The sequence below is a fragment of the Streptomyces musisoli genome (assembly GCF_016741855.1).
GTDB classification, from domain to species: domain Bacteria; phylum Actinomycetota; class Actinomycetes; order Streptomycetales; family Streptomycetaceae; genus Streptomyces; species Streptomyces musisoli.
Map to the genome: position 1 here is coordinate 683674 of NZ_JAERRH010000003.1, position 19072 is coordinate 702745.

Genomic DNA, 19072 nt, shown 5'->3' on the forward strand with positions numbered 1-19072 from the left:
GGAGAACCGTGCGAGGTCCGTGCCGCTCACCGGGTCACCCCGTACAGCGCCAGAAGGGTCCTCATGCGCTCCTCCGCGAACTTGGGATCGGGGAACAGGCCGAGAGTGTCGGCGAGTTCGTAGGCGCGGGCGAGGTGCGGGAGGGAGCGGGCCGACTGGAGGCCGCCGACCATGGCGAAGTGCGACTGGTGGCCCGCGAGCCAGGCGAGAAGAACGACTCCCGTCTTGTAGAAGCGGGTGGGCGGCCGGAAGAGATGCCGGGACAGCTCCACGGTGGGGTCGAGGAGTGCGCGGAAACCCCTGACGTCACCGGTGTCCAGGACCCGTACCGCCTGCGCCGCGAGCGGTCCCAGCGGGTCGAAGACGCCGAGCAGGGCGTGGCTGAAGCCCTGGTCGTCGCCCGCGATCAGCTCGGGGTAGTGGAAGTCGTCGCCCGTGTAGCAGCGCACGCCCCGCGGCAGTCTGCGCCGGAGGTCGCTCTCGCGCCGGGCGTCCAGCAGGGAGATCTTGACGCCGTCGACCTTGTCGGGGTGCGCGGCGACGACCTCCAGGAAGGTGTCCGTCGCCGTGTCCAGGTCGGCCGAGCCCCAGTAGCCCTCCAGGGCCGGGTCGAACATCGGGCCCAGCCAGTGCAGGATCACCGGCTCGGCGGCCTGCCGCAGGAGGTGACCGTAGATCTCCAGGTAGTCCTCGGGGCCGGTGGCGGCGGCGGCCAGTGCCCTGGACGCCATGAGGACGGCCTGGGCGCCCGCCTCCTCGGCCACGGCGAGCTGTTCCTCGTAGGCCGCGCGGATCCCGGCGAGCGTGCCGCCGGTGCACTGGTCGGTGCCGGCTCCGCAGGCGATCCGGCCGCCCACGGCGCGCGCCTCCGCCGCGCTGCGCCGGATCAGTTCGGCCGCGCCCGTCCAGTCCAGGCCCATACCGCGCTGGGCGGTGTCCATCGCCTCGGCGACGCCCAGACCGTGGGACCACAGGTGGCGGCGGAAGGCGAGGGTGGTGTCCCAGTCGACGGCGGCGGGCGAGTCGGGCGAGACGTCCGCGTACGGGTCGGCGACGACGTGGGCCGCCGCGAAGACCGTGCGGGAGGTGAAGGGCGTGCGGGAGGTGAAGGGGGTGCCGGGCGGGACGGCCGGGGGCTCGGTGCGCGGTTCGTAGGTGCGCAGGGTGCCGTCCGCGGCGGGGAGCCGGATGGTCACAGCGCGATCTCCGGTACGTCGATGCGGCGGCCCTCGGCGGAGGACTTCAGGCCCAGTTCGGCGAGTTGCACGCCGCGGGCGCCGGCCAGCAGGTCCCAGTGGTAGGGGGCGTCGGCGTGGACGTGCCTGAGGAACAGCTCCCACTGGGCCTTGAAGCCGTTGCCGAACTCGGCGTTGTCGGGCACCTCCTGCCACTGGTCGCGGAAGACCTCGGTGGCCGGGACGTCCGGGTCCCACACCGGCCTGGGGGTGGCGCCGCGGTGCTGCGCGCGGCACCTGCGCAGGCCGGCCACGGCCGACCCCTGAGTGCCGTCGACCTGGAACTCCACCAGTTCGTCCCGGCCCACGCGCACGGCCCACGAGGAGTTGATCTGGGCGATCGCGCCGCCCTCCAGTTCGAAGATGCCGTAGGCGGCGTCGTCGGCGGTGGCGTCGTAGGGCTTGCCCTGTTCGTCCCAGCGCTGCGGGATGTGGGTGGTGGCCAGGGCCTGGACGGACCTGACGCGGCCGAACAGTTCGCGGAGCACGTACTCCCAGTGCGGGAACATGTCGACGACGATGCCGCCGCCGTCCTCGGCGCGGTAGTTCCAGGACGGGCGCTGGGCCGGCTGCCAGTCGCCCTCGAAGACCCAGTAGCCGAACTCGCCGCGGACGGAGAGGATGCGGCCGAAGAAGCCGCCGTCGACGAGCCGCTTCAGCTTCCGCAGGCCCGGCAGGAAGATCTTGTCCTGGACGACGCCGTGCTTGACGCCCCGGTCGCGGGCGAGGCGGGCGAGGGCGAGGGCGCCGTCGAGGCCGGTGGCGGTGGGCTTCTCGGTGTAGACGTGCTTGCCGGCCGCGATCGCCTTGGTGAGGGCCTCCTCGCGGGCGGAGGTGACCTGGGAGTCGAAGTAGATGTCGATGGAGGGGTCGGCGAGGACGGCGTCCAGGTCGGTGGAGACGTGGTCGATGCCGTGCCGCTCGGCGATCTCCCGCAGGGCGTGCTCGCGGCGGCCGACGAGGACCGGCTCGGGCCGGAGCACGGTGCCGTCGCCGAGGTCCAGGCCGCCCTGGTCGCGCAGGGCGAGGATCGACCGGACGAGGTGCTGGCGGTAGCCCATGCGTCCGGTCACGCCGTTCATGGCGATACGCACCGTCTTGCGTGTCACGTCAGTTCCCTTCGTGGGGGCGGGCGCCCCGTTCAGTGGCGGCGTCGTCGTGCAGCAAGCGCTTTCTATCCAGGGAGAAGCTAGCCCCCGCGCCGGTTCTGTACAAGACCGTGTCCGCTTCGAGTCGTTCGAGGGGGCGAACAACCGGGGACCGTGGCCTTAAGGTCTGCTCGGAACCAGGACACATACCTGGCTGTCTACGAGGGCGTACCAGCAGTCTGCGAAAGACGTACGACGAAATGCGCGACCGGAGGACGACGAGATGACGGTGACCCTGGCGGACGTGGCGGCCCGCGCCCAGGTCTCCCCCGCGACGGTGTCGCGCGTGCTGAACGGCAACTACCCGGTCGCCGCCTCCACACGCGAGCGGGTGCTGCGTGCGGTGGACGAGTTGGACTACGTCCTCAACGGCCCCGCCAGCGCGCTCGCCGCGGCCACCTCCGACCTGGTGGGCATCCTCGTCAACGACATCGCCGACCCCTTCTTCGGGATCATGGCGAGCGCGATCCAGGCGGAGATCGGCGGGCCGGGCGGGCGTGCGGGCGGGGAGCGCCTGGCGGTCGTCTGCAACACCGGCGGTTCTCCCGAGCGCGAGCTGACGTATCTCACGCTCCTTCAGCGGCAGCGGGCCGCGGCCGTGGTGCTGACCGGCGGGGCCGTGGAGAGCGCGCCGCACGCGGCGGCGGTCACGGCGAAGCTGCGGAAGCTGTCGGAGGCCGGGACCCGGGTCGTGCTGTGCGGGCGCCCGCCGGCGCCGGACACCCAGGCCATAGCGCTGACCTTCGACAACCGGGGCGGGGCCCGCGCGCTGACGGCACATCTGATCGGCCTCGGCCACCGCCGGCTCGGCTACATCGCCGGTCCCGAGGAGCGGACGACCACGCGGCACCGTCTGGAGGGCCACCGTGCGGCCCTGGCCGCGGCCGGCATCGAGGAGGACGCGGGCCGGACGGTGTACGGCCGCTACGACCGACGGTCCGGCTACGAGGCCACGCTGGAGCTGCTGCGCCGCGATCCCTCCCTGACGGCGATCGTGGCCGCGAACGACTCCGTCGCGCTGGGCGCCTGCGCCGCGCTGCGCGAGTCCGGGCTGAGCATCCCCGGGGACGTTTCGGTGGCCGGCTTCGACGACCTGCCGTTCAGCATCGACGCGGTGCCCTCCCTGACGACGGTCCGGCTGCCGCTGGCGGAGGCGGGGGCGCGGGCGGGCCGCATCGCGATGGGCCGCGAGGAACCGCCGCCCGGGGGGATCGCCTCGGTGCGGGGGGAGTTGATGGTGCGGGGGTCGACGGGAGTGCCGCGGGGGTGATGGCCGGGGGGTCCGTGGGGGTTCCGTCGGGTGTCGGGTGCGGGTGGGATGGGGCTGGGCGCGCCGTTCCCCGCGCCCCTTTGGTTGGCCCTGGGGGCGTTCTTTTGGGGAGTGCCGTCGGTCTGGGCACCCAGGGGGTTTCGTCGGGTGTCGGGTGCGGGTGGGATGGGGCTGGGCGCGCCGTTCCCTGCGCCCCTTTGGTTGGCCCTGGGGGCGTTCTTTTTGGGGAGTGCCGTCGGTTTGAGCACCCGGGGGGTTCCGTCGGGTGTCGGGTGCGGGTCTGATGGGGCCGGGCGCGCAGTTCCCCGCGCCCCTTTGGTTGGCCCTGGGGGCGTTCTTTTGGGGAGTGCCGTCGGTCTGGGCACCCAGGGGGTTTCGTCGGGTGTCGGGGGTGGGGTGTTGGGGGCCGGGCGCGTGGTTCGCCGGGGTCGTTTCGGGGTGCCGACCGTGCGTGCCTCTTGGACGTGGTGGGGTGGTGGGCCTACGCTCGGGAGGGGGACCTCTGACTGAGTCAAGTATCCGGGGGCGATCATGACCGTGCAGGACATCCGCTCTTTCAACCGGTTCTACACGGGGCTGATCGGCGCCCTCGACTACGGGCGCCACCTGTACGCCCCGTACACCCTCACCGAGGCCCGCGTGCTCTACGAACTCGCCCACGCCGACTCCCTGGACGCGGCCGACCTGCGCGGCCGGCTCGGTCTCGACGCCGGGTACCTGAGCCGGATCATGAACAGGTTCGAGGAGGCCGGGCTGATCGCGCGCGGGCCCTCGCGGAGCGATCCGCGGCGGCGCCGGGTCACCCTGACCGCCCGCGGGCGCGAGACCGCCGCGCTGCTCGACGAGCGGGCCCAGGACACGGTCGGCGCGCTGCTGGACCGCGTGGCTCCCGGCGACCGGCCCCGGCTGGGCGAGGCCATGCGGACCATCCAGGACATCCTCGGGGAGGGCGAGCGGCCCGAGGAGAGCGTCGAACTGCGCGAGCCGCGGCCCGGGGAGCTGGGCTGGATCGTGCAGCGCAACGCCGCCCTGTACGCGGCCGAGTACGGCTGGAACACCGAGTACGAGGGCCTCGTCGCCCGGATCGTCGCCGACTTCGCCGAGGACCACGACCCGCACCTGGAGCGGGTGTGGATCGCCGAGCTGGCGGGGCGGCCGGTGGGGTGCGTGATGTGCGTACGGGACGAGGCACCTGGCACCGCGCGGTTGCGGCTGCTGCTCGTCGAGCCCGAGGCGCGCGGGCACGGCCTCGGCGACCGGCTGGTGCGGGCCGTGATCGACTTCGCCCGCGGAGCCGGTTACCGCGACCTGGTGCTGTGGACCAACGACGTGCTGGGCAGTGCCCGCCGCATCTACCAGCGGCACGGTTTCGTCCTCGTCACCGAGAAGCCGCACCGTTCCTTCGGCAGGGATCTCGTCGGCCAGGACTGGCGGCTGGAATTGCATGAACCCGGCGGCTGAGGGGTACCTAGCGTGCCCATGAAGCTGGCGTTCTCCACTCTCGGTGTCCCCGGTCTGCCCGTCCCGGAAGTCCTGTCGCTCGCGACCACGCACGGCTACCACGGTGTCGAACTGCGCGCCCACCCCGAGGAACCGGTGCATCCGGGCCTCTCCCCGGCCGAACGCGCCGAGACCGCGGCCCTGTTCCGGGGCGCGGGTGTCGAGGTGCTGGGCCTCGCCGGGTACGCGCGCGTCGCCGCCCCCGGCGAGGACGCGCCCGTGCTGGCGGAGATCCGTGACCTGCTCCGCCTCGCCCACGACCTGGGCGCTCCCTTCGTCCGGGTCTTTCCCGGTGCCGACCCGGACCGGCCACGTGAGGAGTCGGACGCGATCGCCGCGCGGCGGCTCGGCACCGCCGCCGAGGACGCCTCCGTGCTCGGCGTCCGGATCCTGCTGGAGACCCACGACTCGCACCGCACCGGCGCCGACGCGATCCGGATCCTCGGCCCGGTCGGGCACCGGCAGGTGGGCGCGCTGTGGGACGTGATGCACACGTGGCTGGGCGGGGAGCAGCCGTCGGACGCGTACGCGGCCCTCGCCCCGCACCTGGGCTACGTCCAGGTCAAGGACATCGCCTCCGCCGAGGACACCGTGCCGCTGCCGCTCGGCACCGGGGTGCTGCCGCTCACCGAGTGCGTGGACGTTCTGTCCCGGCGGGGGTGGGACGGGTGGCTGTGCTGGGAGTACGAGAAGCGCTGGTACGAGTCGGCCGCGCCGCTTCAGGGGTTGTTGAGCGGGGGCCGCGAGTATCTGCTGAGGGCGTTGGGGGAGGCGGCGTAGGCAGGATCGGGGGGAGGCGGGGATCTGCGGCGCCGCAGTAAATCGCTGGCCCGGGTGGCGGTCGCCGGTTAGCCTCCCCCGGTGATTCAGCCGTCGGGGCCGTGCGCCCGCCTTCGCTCATGAGCCTCGCCCGCTCCCTCGTCGACGTACGGCCCCTGCGCACCTCGCCCCCGTTCCGGCGGCTGCTCATCGGACGCACCGTGTCCGTGCTCGGCGGGATCATGACCATGGTGACCGTCATGTACCAGGTGTGGGACACGACCCACAGCACCGCCTGGACCGGCGCCGTCGGGCTCGCGCAGGCCGTGCCGCTCGTGGTGTTCGGGCTGTTCGCCGGGGCCTGGGCGGACCGGGCCGACCGGCGGCGGGTCTTCCTCTTCGCCACCGTCGGCCAGGCGGCCTGCTCGCTGCTGCTCGCGGTGCAGGGCTTCACCGGGCACGTGCCGGTGCTCGCGGTGCTGCTGCTCGTCGCCGTTCAGTCGGCCTTCGGCGCGCTCGGCGCCCCGGCCGCCGGGGTGTTCCTGCCGCGTCTGCTGCCCAAGGAGCAGGTGGCCGCCGGACTGGCGCTGCAACAGGTGACCGGCCAGTCGATGATGCTGCTCGGTCCCGCGCTGGCCGGTGTGCTGCTGGGCTGGTTCGGTATCGGTGTCTGCTACCTGCTGGACGCCCTCAGCTTCGGCCTCGCCTTCTACGGCGCCTTCGGGCTGCCCGCACTGCCGCCCGAGGGCGAGCCGTCGCGGGCGGGACTGCACGGGGTGCTGGACGGGCTGCGGTTCCTGGCCGGGCACCGGGCGGTGCGGGGTGCGTTGATCACCGACCTCGCCGCCACCGTGCTGTCGTTCCCGGTGAGCCTGTTCCCGCTGGTCAACGCCGAACGGTTCGGCGACGACCCGCGCACGCTCGGGCTGTTCCTGTCGGCGCTGGCGGTGGGCGGGGTCATGGCGACCGGGCTGTCCGGCTCGCTGACCCGGCTGGGCCGGCCGGGCCCGGTGATGCTGTGCGCGTCCGCCACCTGGGGCGCGGCCCTGGTGCTCTTCGGCCTCGCCGCCGACCCCTGGACCGGGCTCGCCCTGCTGGTGGTCGCCGGGGCGGCGGACGCCACGGCGGTGGTCTCCCGCTCCACGCTCGTCCAGACCCGCACCCCCGACGCGCTGCTCGGCCGGGTCACCGCCGCCGAGCAGATCGTCGGTCAGGCGGGACCCAGCCTCGGCAATGTGCGCGGCGGCCTGCTCGCCGGCTGGACCTCCGGCGTGACCGCCCTGGTCACCGGCGGCGCGCTGTGCGTGCTGGCGGTCGCCGGGGTGGCCGCGAGCACGCCCGAGCTGCGCGAGGGGAGCACGCCCGCCACGGAGCCGGGCACCGCGTGAACGGCAGGGGCACGCCCCCTCCGAGCGCCGCCCGAACAGCACGGACACCGGCCCACCTTCGAGTGCCACCGAGCAGCGCGGGCACCGGCCCACCTTCGAGCGCCGCCCGCGCAGCGCGGGCACCGGCCCACCTTCGAGTGCCGGTCGGGACGGTCGGGCGGGGCCCGTGCCCGGCGTCGCGGGGTGAGGAGGCGGCGGGACGGGGTGTGGCCGGGCCCGAGCAGCCCACCGTCAGTCGGCGGTGGGCAGGGCTGCGAACGCCTCGTGGAACGCGGGGAACGTCTTGCGTACGCAGCCGGGGTCGTCGAACGTGAGCCCGGGCGTGCGCAGGCCCGTCACCGCGAAGGACATCACGATGCGGTGGTCGCCGAAGGACTTGATCTCGGTTCCGGGTGCGGGCACGCCCGGGTGGATCTCGATCCAGTCGGGGCCGGTCGCGACGTCGACGCCGAGCCGCCGCAGATTGTCCGCGCACGCCTCCAGGCGGTCGCACTCCTTCACCCGCGTGTTGCCGACGTCCTCGATACGGACCGGCCCCGAGGCGAACGGCGCGATGGCGGCCAGCGTCGGCATGGTGTCGGAGACGTCCCGCATGTTCACCGTGAGCCCGCGCAGTTCGCCCGTACCGCGTACGGTCGTGCGGTCCTCGGCGACCGTCACCTCCGCGCCCATCCGCCGCAGCACCTCCACGAAGCGCAGGTCGCCCTGGAGCGCGCCCGCGCCGAGGCCGGGCACGGTGATCTCGCGGCCCGGGGTGACGGCCGCCGCGGCGAAGAAGTAACTCGCGGTGGAGGCGTCCGGTTCGACGGCGTAGGTGGTGGCCCGGTAGCCGCCGGGCGGGACGTCGTAGACCGTGCCGTCCCGGACGACGTCCACGCCGAACGCCCGCATCATCGCGAGGGTGATCTCCACGTATGGCGCCGACACCAGGTCGGTCACCCGGATCCGCAGCCCGGTGCGGGTCAGCGGGCCGAGCAGCAGCAGCGCGGTCAGGTACTGGGAGGACTCGCCGGCGTCCAGCACGACCTCGCCCCCCTCGACGCCGGACGCGCGGACGGTGAGCGGGTGGTGGCCCTCGGCGTCCTCGTGCCGCAGGTCCACGCCGAGGTCGCGCAGGGCGCGGGTGAGCGGGCCGAGGGGACGGCGACGCATCTGCGGGGAGGCGTCGAAGCGGTAGGTGCCGTGGCCGGCGGCGGCCAGGGTGGGCAGGAAGCGGGCGGTGGTGGCGCCGTCGCGGCAGAAGACGTCGGCCCGCGCGACCGCGGGACCCTGCGGGCGGCCGTCGATCTGCCAGGCGTCCGGGGTACGGCCGACCCGGTAGCCGAGCCGGGCCAGGCCCTCGGTGAAGCCCTCGGTGTCGTCGGAGTGCAGGGGCCGTACGAGGGTGCTGACCCCGTCGGCCGCGGCGGCGAGGAAGAGCGCGCGGGCGGTGATGGACTTGGAACCGGGAATGTCGACTGCGGGCATGGCCGCATGATGACGGCTCGTCCACGCCGCGGCCGGGGTTGTCCAGGGGCTGGACGCGCCCCGTGAATACGCGGTCGGCGGCCGCTTCCTGGTTACTGTGCATTCCCTTGACGGAAAGAAACTTCCCGGATATTGGTGACTCCTCGGAAGTTTCCTTCAGCGGTTCTCCTCTGGAAGGAGCGCACGTGCACGACACCAGCACGGGAAGCGACACCGGCACGGGAAGCGGCACCGGCACGGGAAGCGGCACCGGCACGGGAAACACCGCACGGCCGTCCAGACGGGCCGTCCTCGCCGCGACCGCGGGCCTCACCGCCGCGCTGACCGTACCGACGACCGCCCACGCCGCCCCCTCGGACGACCGCCGGCTGCGCGCCCTGATCTCCCGTATGACGCTGGAGGAGAAGGTCGGCCAGCTCTTCGTGATGCGGGTCTACGGCCACTCCGCCACCGCCCCCGACCAGGCCGACGTCGACGCCAACCTGAAGGAGATCGGCGTCCGCACCGCCGCCGAGCTGATCGCGAAGTACCGGGTCGGCGGGATCATCTACTTCACCTGGGCGCACAACACCCGCGACCCCCACCAGATCGCCGACCTGTCCGACGGCATCCAGCGGGCCTCGCTGGACCAGCCGCGCGGGCTGCCGGTCCTCATCGCCACCGACCAGGAGCACGGCGCGGTGTGCCGGGTCGGCAAGCCCGCCACCCTCTTCCCCGGCGCGATGGCGATCGGCGCCGGCCGCTCCCGCTCCGACGCCCGTACCCTCGGGCGGATCTCCGGTGCCGAGCTGCGCGCGATGGGCATCAACCAGGACTACTCCCCCGACGCCGATGTGAACGTCAACCCGGCCAACCCGGTCATCGGGGTCCGCTCCTTCGGCGCCGACCCGGACGCGGTCGCCGGACTGGTCGCCGCCGAGGTGAAGGGCTATCAGTCGGCCGGGGTGGCGGCGACCGCCAAGCACTTTCCGGGACACGGGGACACCGCCGTCGACAGCCACTACGGCTTCCCGGTCATCACCCACAGCCGGGAACTGTGGGAGGAGCTGGACGCGGTGCCGTTCCGGGCCGCCATCCGGGCGGGCATCGACTCCATCATGACCGCGCACATCCAGTTCCCGGCCCTGGACGGATCCGGCGACCCGGCCACCCTCTCCGAGCCGATCCTCACCGGCATCCTGCGCGGCGAACTCGGCTACGACGGGGTCGTCATCACCGACTCCCTCGGGATGCAGGGCGTGCGCTCGAAGTACGGCGACGACCGGGTGCCGGTGCTCGCCCTCAAGGCCGGCGTGGACCAGCTCCTCAACCCGCCCTCGCTCGACGTGGCCTGGAACGCGGTGCTGAAGGCCGTCCAGGGCGGTGAGCTGACCGAGGCCAGGCTGGACGAATCGATCCTGCGCATCCTGCGCCTGAAGGCCCGGCGCGGGGTCCTCGACCACCCCTGGGCGAGCCGGACGCGCGTCGACCGCACCGTGGGCTCCAAGTCCCACCTCGCCACCGCCGACCGCATCGCCGAGCGCACCACCACCCTGCTGGTCAACGATGACGACGTCCTGCCCTTCGACCGCCGCAGGGAACGCCGGCTCCTGGTCGTCGGCGCCGATCCGGCCTCCCCGTCCGGCACCACGGGCCCGCCCACCGGCGTCCTGGCCGCCGCCCTCACCGACCTGGGCTTCACCGCCACCGCCCTGTCCACCGGAACCGCACCCTCCGCCGCGACCATCGACAAGGCGGTCACGGCGGCGCAGGACGCGGACGCGGTGGTGGTGGGCACGTACAACGTGACGGCGGGCAACTCGCAGCGGACCCTGGTGGACCGGCTCGTGGCGACGGGCAGGCCGGTGGCCGTGGTGGCGATCCGCAACCCGTACGACGTCGCGCAGCTCGCCTCGGCCAAGGCCTGCGTGGCCACGTACTGCTGGACGGACGTCGAGCTGCGCGCCGCGGCACGAGTGATCGCCGGCCGGGTGGCGCCCCGCGGGAAGCTGCCGGTGCCGGTGCAGCGCGCGGACGACCCGGCGAAGGTGCTGTATCCGATCGGGCACGGACTGACGTACTGAGAAGCGTTCCGCGGTCCGCCGGAGGGCGGGCCGCGGATCACAGCCGGGCGGCGGCCGGGCCGTCCCGCGTGATCACGCCCCCGGGCGGATCACGTCCGGGACCGCCCGGGGCCGCCCCTCGGCATTCCGGGACCGCCCCACGGCGTTACGGGACCGCCCGGGGCCTCGGCGTTACCGCACCGCCCGGGGCCGCCCTTCGGCGTTTCGGGATCCGCCGCCCCCGGCACGGCCGGGGCGGTCGCGCTAGGCGTTTCCTCATTCCTCGGACGCGACCGGGCCCTGTAGGAAGCTACGAAAGAGTCGGCCCTGACCTGCGGACGCTTTCATGTCTTCCACGCCTGGCCGACCTCGCTCGGTTGGCTGTGTACTCCTCGTACAAGTCGCAACGGCGCAGTACGGGTTGCGGCGAAGCAAGGGATGAGTGCCGTGCGCTGCCTCCCGCTCGTCGATGGGGGGTACCGGCCATGAGGCCCGGCAACCGGACGCGACGCCGATCGCGGGTGAACCGGCGTGAGGGTCGGGATCGACACCGACCGCCGCCGGTCGATCGCTGTGCCCGCTCGTCCCGACACCATGCCTTACCAGGGGGAGAATCTTGACTGAGACGCTGTCCGGTCGGCACATCGAAATCGCCTGGCCCGATCTGGGCATCACCGTCACCGCGGAGCTGGACGACCGCAATCCCGCGTTGGCCGATGCGCTGTGGGAGGCGCTGCCCTACCAGAGTCTGCAAGGCCACGCGCTGGTCGCGGGCTCGCACCTGTACCACGTGGCGCCGATCCACTCGCTGCTGCATCTGCCCGCGTCCCACCGGATCGCCGACCGCCGCGAGGCACCCGACGGGACGGTGTTCTGTTCGGCGCTCCAGCACCTGGGCATCAAGTACGGCACGCTGACCGAACCGATGCCGGCATCCCCCGTGGGCCGGGTCCGGCCGGAGGACATGCCGGCCCTGACCGAGGCCGGCACCGCGGTGTGGGACGCGGTCTACTCCACGAAGAAGCCGATCCTGGTCGAGGTGCGCAGGGCGGGCCTGGGGGGCGGCCACCGCATCCCCCGGCTGACCGCCGCCGACGCGGACGCGGACCGGCTGCTGCACGACGTGCACACCGAGACCGAGCGGATCTGGCTGACCGAGCCGCCGGAGCTCGCCGAGCTGCACCGGGGGTGGATACCCTCCGGGGCCGGCAGCTACGGGACGGTCCTGCCCACCCTGCTGTTCGTCAACGGCGAGACCCGCCCGCTGGGGTACGCCACCTACGGTGGCCTGGTGCGGGCCGTGGTCGGCGGGATGCCGCTGGACTCCCTGCGCCAGATGGCACGCCTTCAGGCCGGGGTCCCGGCCGAGTTCCTGGGCTACTGCGGCCTGGAGAAGCTGTGGGCCTTCACCCAGCGTTTCCTGGCCTGCCTGGACCGTCTCGACCGCGACGACTTCCAGGCCGTGGTGAGCCAGATGGCCCTCTACATCAACTGCCTGGGCGGCTGGAACCTGCACCTGTTCCCGTGGGACGCCGGAGACCACCTGCGCCGGCTGCCCTCCGCGGAAGCGGGCCAGGGCTCATGAACGCGCTGCCCGAACGCACGGACGCCCTCGTCATCGGCGGAGGAGTCGTCGGCACCTCGATCGCGTGCCATCTCGCCGAGGCCGGCGTCGCAACCGTCCTGCTGGAGCGCGGCACGCTCGGATCGGGAGCGTCCGCGGCCACCGCGGGCGTACTGCGCACCTACTTCCCCGGCGACCCTCGCACCGGCGAACTCGCCGTCCGCAGCATGGCGGCGTACCACGCCTTCACGGAGCGGACCGGAACCCCGCTCGGCCTGGAGCGTGTCGGCTTCCTGGTGGTGTTCACCCAAGAGCACCAGGTGGAGGAGTTCCGGCGCACCCAGGCCGCCCAGCAGGCCGCGGGAGTGGACGTCGAGCTGGTGACCGCCTCCGAGGCGGTGCGGCTCAACCCGCTCCTCGGTGAGCGCGCCGTGCTGGCGGCGGCCTGGTCACCCGAGGCCTACGCCTGCGACCCGGCCGCCATCGTGCGCGGCTACGCCGCGGCCGCCCAGCAGGCAGGCGCCGTCGTGCGCACGGAGACACCGGTCACCGGCATCGACCCCGACGGGCGGGTCCACACCGCCGCGGGCAGCATCCGCGCCGGCACCGTCATCTGCGCGGCGGGCCCCTGGGCGGGGACGGTCGCCTCCCTGGCCGACGTCGACCTCCCCGTGACCACCTACCCCATCGAGCTGCTCCTCACCGACGCGCCCGCCGCCCCGCTGCCCACCCTGCCGATGACCCTGCACGCCTCCACCGGCCTGCGGATCCGGACCTGGAAGGACCGCATCCTCATCGGGATGGGCCGCCCCGGTCCGGACGAGTCCCGGCAGGCGTGGCTCCGGCGGCTTTCCCACCAGCTGGGCACCACCTACCCGGCGCTCGACGGCATCCGCCTCCACCGCGGGTGGAGCGGAGCCTTCGACGCCGGACCGGACGGGACCGGCCTCATCGGCCGGCACCCCTCCCGCCCCTTCTTCTACGCGGCCGGCTTCTCCGGCCAGGGACTGTGCCAGGCACCCGCTGCCGGCGAACTCGTCCGCGACCTCGTGGTCGACGGGCAACCGGTGCACCACAGAGGGGACTTGTCATGATCGTCCTGGGGTGCAACGGTTTCAGCCGTGTCTCGGGGATCTTCGCCGAGCGTTTCGGCGCGGTCGGCACCGAGAAGCACTACCTCCTCGGCCACGACGCGGGTGCGGCGCTGCTGGTGGACGGCGAGCTGGTCGCCGCCGTGGAGGAAGAACGGCTGAACCGGGAGAAGAAGACCACCGACTTCCCGGTCAACGCGGTGCAGTGGTGCCTCGACCGGGCGGGGCTGGAATTCTCCGACGTCGATCTCATCGCCTTCCCGTGGGACTTCTCCGCCGAGGTCCTGGACGGGATGCTGTCGGACATCACGTCCGCGCCCATGGCGCCCTCGGCGAAGCTGGATCTCATCGGCGGCATCGGCGAACTGTTCACCGGAGCCGTCAGCCACGACGCGCTCCTCGCCGACTTCGCGGCTCGCACCGGCTTCACCCCCGATCCGGACAAGGTGGTGTTCGTTCCGCACCACCTGGCCCACGCGATGACCGGCTACTACATGGCGGGCATGAAGGACGCCGCGTTCCTGATCAGCGACGGCCGTGCCGAACGGTACTCGTCGCTGACCGGCGAGATCCGGGACGGCCGGATCCGCGTCTTCGACGAGTCGGTCATCGGCGCGGAGCATTCGATCGGGCTCCTGTTCGCGGCGATCACGCGGTACCTGGGCTTCGTGCCCAACAACGACGAGTACAAGATCATGGGCTTGGCCGGATACGCCGAGCCCCCGGTGCCGAACCCGTTCCTCGAGCACCTCGTCGAACTGCACGAGGAGGGGCGCTACAGCTTCCGCCGGCCCCTCGAGACGGACAACCCCCGCGGTCTGGACCCCTTGTTCGAGGAGTTCTTCGGTCCCTTCGAGGACACCCTCGCGTACCAGGCCCGCGTGGCCGCCGCGGCCCAGCAGATGCTCACCGTCGTCACCCGCCACCAGGTCCGCGCGCTGGAGGCCAGGACGGACCTGGACCACCTGCTGTTCGAGGGCGGCGTGGCGCTGAACTGCCTCAACAACACCCCGCTGTTCGAGGGTTCGCGGTTCGACGACATGCACGTTAGCTTCGGCGCCAGCGACACGGGCATCCCCATCGGCGCCGCGGTCCACGCCTGGGTCGGCCATCCGGGCGGCGCCGGCAGGCGGAGGTCCGCGCCGGCGGTCACTCCGTACCTCGGGCCGGAGTTCGACGACGAGGCGGTCGAGAAGGCCTTGCTGGAGTTCGCCGGCCGGGTGGAGTGGACGAGGCTGAGCGACGACGAGGTCGTCTCCCGGGTGGCGGAACTGCTCACCGAGAAGGTCGTCATCGGCTGGTACGAGGGCCGGATCGAGCACGGCCCGCGGGCACTGGGGCACCGCAGCATCCTGGCGAACCCGAAGTTCCCGGACATCAAGGACATCATCAACACCCGGGTGAAACACCGGGAGCCGTTCCGCCCGTTCGCACCGCTCGTGCTCGAGTCGGACGCACCCAAGGTCTTCGAGATGGGCCGCAAGACACGCTCGCCGTACATGACGTTCGTCTTCCCGGTGCGGCCGGAGTTCCGCGAGGTGATCCCCGGGGCGACCCATGTGGACGGCACCTCCAGGGTGCAGACGATCACCGATCGGGACACCCCGCGGCTGGCGGCCCTGCTGCGCCGGTTCACCGCGCTGACCGACGTCCCCTGCCTGATCAACACGTCCTTCAACGTGGCGGGCGAACCGATCGTGTGCACGCCGTCCGACGCCCTGGACTGCTTCCTGGGTACGGAGATCGATTACCTGATGCTCGGCAACTGCCTCGTCACGAAGACGGAGGAACCCTGATGGCCCGCCAGAACCCTTCCGTCCGCACCCCAGGCTTTCCGGTCGCTCCGGAGCACATCGTCGGCGTCTAGCCGCGCCGATTCCCGTGGACGCCGTCGACCGAGCCGGTCTCGAGACGGCACCCGCGGGACCCGCATCGTCCCGGCTGCGCCCCGCAGAGTACCCGGGCAATTCCCCCTCCGTCCCCGAAAAGGAGTGACCGTGACCGCACACACCCTGGAACCGACCGCCCAAGAACTCGAGCGCGCCTGGCTGGAGAAGGCGATCCAGCTGGCCACGGACAGCGTGGCGGGCGGCGGCGGTCCGTTCGGCGCCCTCGTCGCCAAGGCCGGCGAGATCGTCGCGCTCGGGAACAACAAGGTCACCACGAACCTGGACCCGACGGCGCATGCCGAGGTGAGCGCGATGCGTGCCGCCTGTCAGGAGCTGAACACCTTCTCGCTCGCCGGCTGCGTCCTGGTCACCTCGTGCGAGCCGTGCCCGATGTGCCTGTCCTCCGCGCTGTGGGCGCGCGTCGACCGGATCGTCTTCGCCGCCGACCGGGACGACGCCGCGGTGGCCGGCTTCGACGACCGCAAGTTCTACGACCTGTTCGAGAAGCGGCCCCAGTCGATGTGGCCCGTGACGATCGAGCGGCTGGACCTGCCGAACCGTACGGCGCCGTTCGACGCGTGGCTGGCCAAGTCCGACCGCATCGACTACTGACAAGGAGTTCTCGTGGCGATCCAGCGCAAGCACACGATGCACCACTCGACGATCCTCGACGCCGGCCCGGACGACGTCTGGGCCGAGGTCCGCGACCCCATGAAGGTCGTGCGGATCGTGTCCGGGCCCGCGGTGAAGAACGTGCGATGGGCGGAGGGCGGCGCGCTCGAACGGGTGCCGTCGCGGTACGACTTCACGCTCGGGTTCAACGATGGTCTCGTGCAGCAGGAGATCGCCGGGCGCAACGAGGTGGAGCGGTCCTCCACCTACCGGGCCGTCGCGCCGACGTCGGGGGTCGACGGCTATGCCGCCACCATTCGCGTCCGGCCGATCACGAATGATCCGCACCGCAGCTTCTTCGAGTGGTCGAGGGAGCTGACGATCGCCGCCGACGCCGACCCCGAGGTGGTCGAGGCGATCATCGCGATGATGGAGAAGCAGACCGACGCCGTGCGGGACCACTTCGCACTGCCGAAGGACTAGCCGGCGCGTGGACGAGGCGACGGACGTGGGGCCCACCACGGGTGAGCGGGGGCCGTCGGGGGCCGCGGCGCGCTTCGGCACCGGGCACGGTAGCGGAGGCGGGGACAGGGACGGGCCGATGGCCGGAGCGGCGCTCGCGCAGGCCGCTCCGGCCGTCTCCGGCCCGCCCTCCGGCGGGGACGTTGCGACGACGCTCCTGCTGCTGCGGCACGGCGAGACGCCGCTGACGCCCGAGAAGCGGTTCTCCGGCAGCGGTGGCGCGGACCCCTCGCTGTCGGAGACCGGGCGCCGGCAGGCCGCGGCGACCGCGGCGCTGCTGGCCGACCGCGGCGGCGTACAGGCGATCGTGGCGTCACCGCTGCGCCGCTGCCGCCAGACGGCGCAGACGATCGCCGCGCGGCTGGGGCTGGGCGTGCACGTCGAGGAGGACCTGCGGGAGGCGGACTTCGGTGCCTGGGAGGGGCTGACCTTCGCGGAGGCACGCGAGCGCTACCCGGACGACTTCACGGCGTGGCTGAAGTCCCCTGCGGTGGCGCCCTCGGGCGGCGGCGAGACGTTCGGGTCGGTGACGCGGCGGGTGTCGGCGGTGCGGGATGCGCTGCTGGCGCGGCACGCGGGGCGGACGGTGCTGGTCGTCTCGCACGTCGGACCGCTGCGGACGCTGGTGCGGCTGGCGCTGGCCGCGCCGGCGGAGTCGCTGTTCCGCATGGAGCTGGCGGCGGCTTCGCTGTCGGTGGTGACGTACCACGCGCAGGGGACCGCGTCGGTGCGGCTGCTGAACGACACGGGGCACCTGAGGCGCACGGGGCCGTCCACCGCCATGCCCCGCCGTGACGGCTGACGGCTGGCGGCTGGCAACTCGCGACTGGTCACTCGCGACTGGCGGCTGGCGGCTGGCGGCTGGCGGCTACGACAGTGGACGACCACGACGGCGGACGGCCATGACGAGGGGCGGCCACGACGGCGGACGATCACGACGGCGGGGCGGCACGGCTGACGCACGATCACGACGACCGACGGCCACGGCGGACGGGCGGTGGTCCCCCACGCCCTCGGGGCGGTGGGGGACGTCCCGGACCTGCCGTCGTGGCCGTGGGGTCGAGGCCGGGCTACGGCCGCAGCACGGGCTCCCGCCGCACGTCCCGGCCGTCCAGCCCGGCGTCGTACGCCGCCAGCGGCTCGGCGTGGGCGACGGCGGCCGGGGACACGCCCGCCCACTTGAGGATGCGGGCCGTGGCCAGCTCCTTCTGGTCCGGGACCAGACCCGCCACGTTCGCGCCGTGGTTCATCCCGGGCGCGGTGAAGACGTAGGAGTCACGGGCGCCCGCGCCGACCCGGAAGCGTTCCGCGCCCCAGGGGTCGTCCTGGCCGTAGACGAAGAGCATGTGGGTGGCGTGGTGCCGTACCCAGCCGTCCACGTCCCGCATGGCCCCCGGCTGGAAGCGCATCGGGATGGAGCGCGGCACGTAGTTGCGCGGCGGCTGGTAGCCGTACCGGATCAGGCGCTTCTCGATGTACGGGAAGTGAATGGTCGGCGCGCCCAGCTGGGTGCCGGCCTGGTAGTAGTACGGCGTGTACTGCGCGAGCCCCTGGTCGGTGTAGGCGGAGAAGCCGGAGATGGTGTCGACCGAGGTCCAGATCGCCTCGTCGGTCGCCGTGGCCGCGTCCGCCGGGATCGAGTCGCAGTCCTTCAGCAGGCTGTACTGCCAGAATCCCCACACGTAGTCCAGGACGACCGCCTCGTACGCCTTGTCCAGGCTGCCGACGGTCTCGAAGGTGTAGCCCTTCTCGGCGGCGTACGCGGCGTACTTCTTCTCCAGCGGGGCGCGGCGCACCAGCGCCTCCCGCTGCACGGCGTTCAGCCGGTCGCGGCACTCCTTGGTGCCGACACGGGCGAAGAAGCGGTCGTAGGCCGAATCCTCCTTGTTCACGACGTCGTTGGGGGCCACGTACGCGACCACGCCGTCCATGTCACGCGGGTAGAAGCGCTCGTAGTAGGTGGCCGTCATGCCGCCCTTGGAGCCGCCGGTGGCGAGCCAGTTGGCGGAGTAGATCCCCTTCAGCGCCCGGTACACGCGGTGCTGGTCGCTCGCCGCCTGCCAGATGTCGAGCTTTGACCAGTCGGCCGGCTCGGGGCGGGACGGGGTGAAGTAGCGGTATTCCAGGGAGACCTGGTTGCCGTCCGTGATCCGGGTGGGTTCGCTGCGGGACGGGTTGGTGGAGACGTTGTAGCCGCTGGTGTAGAAGACCGTGGGGCGGCTCGTGTCCTTGTGCAGGACGGTGATCCGCTGCTGGAAGGTGCCCCATTCCGGGTGCCGGTGGTCGACCGGCTGGGTGTAGTTCAGGACGAAGTAGCGGTAGCCGGGGTACGGCTTCTCCTGGACCAGGCTCATGCCGGGTATCGACAGGAGCCGGTCCTTGATGTCGGTGGGCTCGGACCCGGCGGCGGTGGCCGCACCGGCCGCCGCGCTCCACGTGCCTATGAGCATCGTGAGCGCGAGCAGCCATCTGAGCGCCTTGCGCATGCGCACTCTCCCCTGTGAGACAGATGTGCGCCGGAAGTTATCCCAGCAACTTCCGTCCCACCAGGGGGTGTTGCGCGGTTCACCGACCCGGTCGGCCGC

General features: G+C 72.6%; 15 protein-coding genes. 11 read left to right on the forward strand and 4 right to left on the reverse strand.

Going from position 1 to position 19072, the window contains the following annotated elements:
- Nucleotides 1–26 precede the first annotated feature (26 nt).
- Nucleotides 27–1196 carry a dihydrodipicolinate synthase family protein gene (locus JK361_RS11290; RefSeq protein ID WP_201815593.1) on the reverse strand — a complete coding sequence of 390 codons (1170 nt, stop codon included), beginning with the start codon at nucleotides 1194–1196 and terminating at the stop codon, nucleotides 27–29.
- Nucleotides 1193–2344, reverse strand: coding sequence for a Gfo/Idh/MocA family protein (locus JK361_RS11295; protein WP_201815594.1), 1152 nt, complete (start codon nucleotides 2342–2344; stop codon nucleotides 1193–1195). The genes JK361_RS11290 and JK361_RS11295 overlap by 4 nt, the downstream gene beginning before the upstream one ends.
- 262 nt (nucleotides 2345–2606) lie before the next feature.
- Between JK361_RS11295 and JK361_RS11300 the strand changes: the two genes are divergently transcribed.
- The 4 genes from JK361_RS11300 (at nucleotide 2607) to JK361_RS11315 (ending at nucleotide 7300) form a co-directional block, all read left to right on the forward strand.
- Nucleotides 2607–3653 (forward strand): LacI family DNA-binding transcriptional regulator, encoded by a 1047-nt coding sequence (locus tag JK361_RS11300; RefSeq protein WP_201815595.1) that lies wholly within the window; start codon nucleotides 2607–2609, stop codon nucleotides 3651–3653.
- A gap of 531 nt (nucleotides 3654–4184) precedes the next feature.
- Complete coding sequence (locus tag JK361_RS11305; protein ID WP_201815596.1) at nucleotides 4185–5114, forward strand: bifunctional helix-turn-helix transcriptional regulator/GNAT family N-acetyltransferase; 930 nt, start codon at nucleotides 4185–4187, stop codon at nucleotides 5112–5114.
- 18 nt (nucleotides 5115–5132) lie between these two features.
- On the forward strand, nucleotides 5133–5933 hold the full coding sequence (locus tag JK361_RS11310) for a sugar phosphate isomerase/epimerase family protein (protein WP_201816120.1): 801 nt from the start codon (nucleotides 5133–5135) through the stop codon (nucleotides 5931–5933).
- Between the two features lie 119 nt (nucleotides 5934–6052).
- Nucleotides 6053–7300: an MFS transporter gene (locus tag JK361_RS11315; RefSeq protein ID WP_201815597.1), complete on the forward strand. Its 1248-nt coding sequence runs from the start codon at nucleotides 6053–6055 to the stop codon at nucleotides 7298–7300.
- Nucleotides 7301–7531: 231 nt separating this feature from the next.
- On the opposite strand, the gene aroA is transcribed toward JK361_RS11315, so the two are convergent.
- The gene (gene aroA, locus JK361_RS11320; RefSeq protein ID WP_201815598.1) at nucleotides 7532–8767 is read right to left on the reverse strand and encodes a 3-phosphoshikimate 1-carboxyvinyltransferase; all 1236 of its coding nucleotides are present in this window, start codon (nucleotides 8765–8767) and stop codon (nucleotides 7532–7534) included.
- A gap of 185 nt (nucleotides 8768–8952) precedes the next feature.
- Between aroA and JK361_RS11325 the strand changes: the two genes are divergently transcribed.
- From JK361_RS11325 to JK361_RS11355, 7 genes are all read left to right on the forward strand, one after another.
- Nucleotides 8953–10830, forward strand: a complete 1878-nt coding sequence (locus tag JK361_RS11325; protein ID WP_201815599.1) for a glycoside hydrolase family 3 protein — start codon at nucleotides 8953–8955, stop codon at nucleotides 10828–10830.
- Between the two features lie 595 nt (nucleotides 10831–11425).
- Entirely contained in the window at nucleotides 11426–12394 is a 969-nt protein-coding gene (locus JK361_RS11330) for a cucumopine synthase-related protein (RefSeq protein ID WP_201815600.1), read from the forward strand.
- A complete protein-coding gene (locus JK361_RS11335) occupies nucleotides 12391–13467 on the forward strand; it encodes an NAD(P)/FAD-dependent oxidoreductase (RefSeq protein WP_201815601.1) in 1077 nt (358 codons plus the stop codon). Before JK361_RS11330 ends, JK361_RS11335 begins: the two co-directional genes overlap by 4 nt.
- Nucleotides 13464–15260, forward strand: coding sequence for a carbamoyltransferase family protein (locus tag JK361_RS11340; protein WP_201815602.1), 1797 nt, complete (start codon nucleotides 13464–13466; stop codon nucleotides 15258–15260). The genes JK361_RS11335 and JK361_RS11340 overlap by 4 nt, the downstream gene beginning before the upstream one ends.
- A 201-nt stretch (nucleotides 15261–15461) precedes the next feature.
- Nucleotides 15462–15965: a nucleoside deaminase gene (locus tag JK361_RS11345; protein WP_201815603.1), complete on the forward strand. Its 504-nt coding sequence runs from the start codon at nucleotides 15462–15464 to the stop codon at nucleotides 15963–15965.
- A gap of 12 nt (nucleotides 15966–15977) precedes the next feature.
- Nucleotides 15978–16448, forward strand: a complete 471-nt coding sequence (locus tag JK361_RS11350) for an SRPBCC family protein (protein ID WP_201815604.1) — start codon at nucleotides 15978–15980, stop codon at nucleotides 16446–16448.
- Between the two features lie 118 nt (nucleotides 16449–16566).
- Nucleotides 16567–17289 carry a histidine phosphatase family protein gene (locus JK361_RS11355; protein WP_201815605.1) on the forward strand — a complete coding sequence of 241 codons (723 nt, stop codon included), beginning with the start codon at nucleotides 16567–16569 and terminating at the stop codon, nucleotides 17287–17289.
- A gap of 268 nt (nucleotides 17290–17557) precedes the next feature.
- Here JK361_RS11355 and JK361_RS11360 read toward each other — a convergent pair whose 3' ends face one another.
- A complete protein-coding gene (locus JK361_RS11360) occupies nucleotides 17558–18973 on the reverse strand; it encodes a serine protease (protein ID WP_201815606.1) in 1416 nt (471 codons plus the stop codon).
- Nucleotides 18974–19072 lie beyond the last annotated feature (99 nt).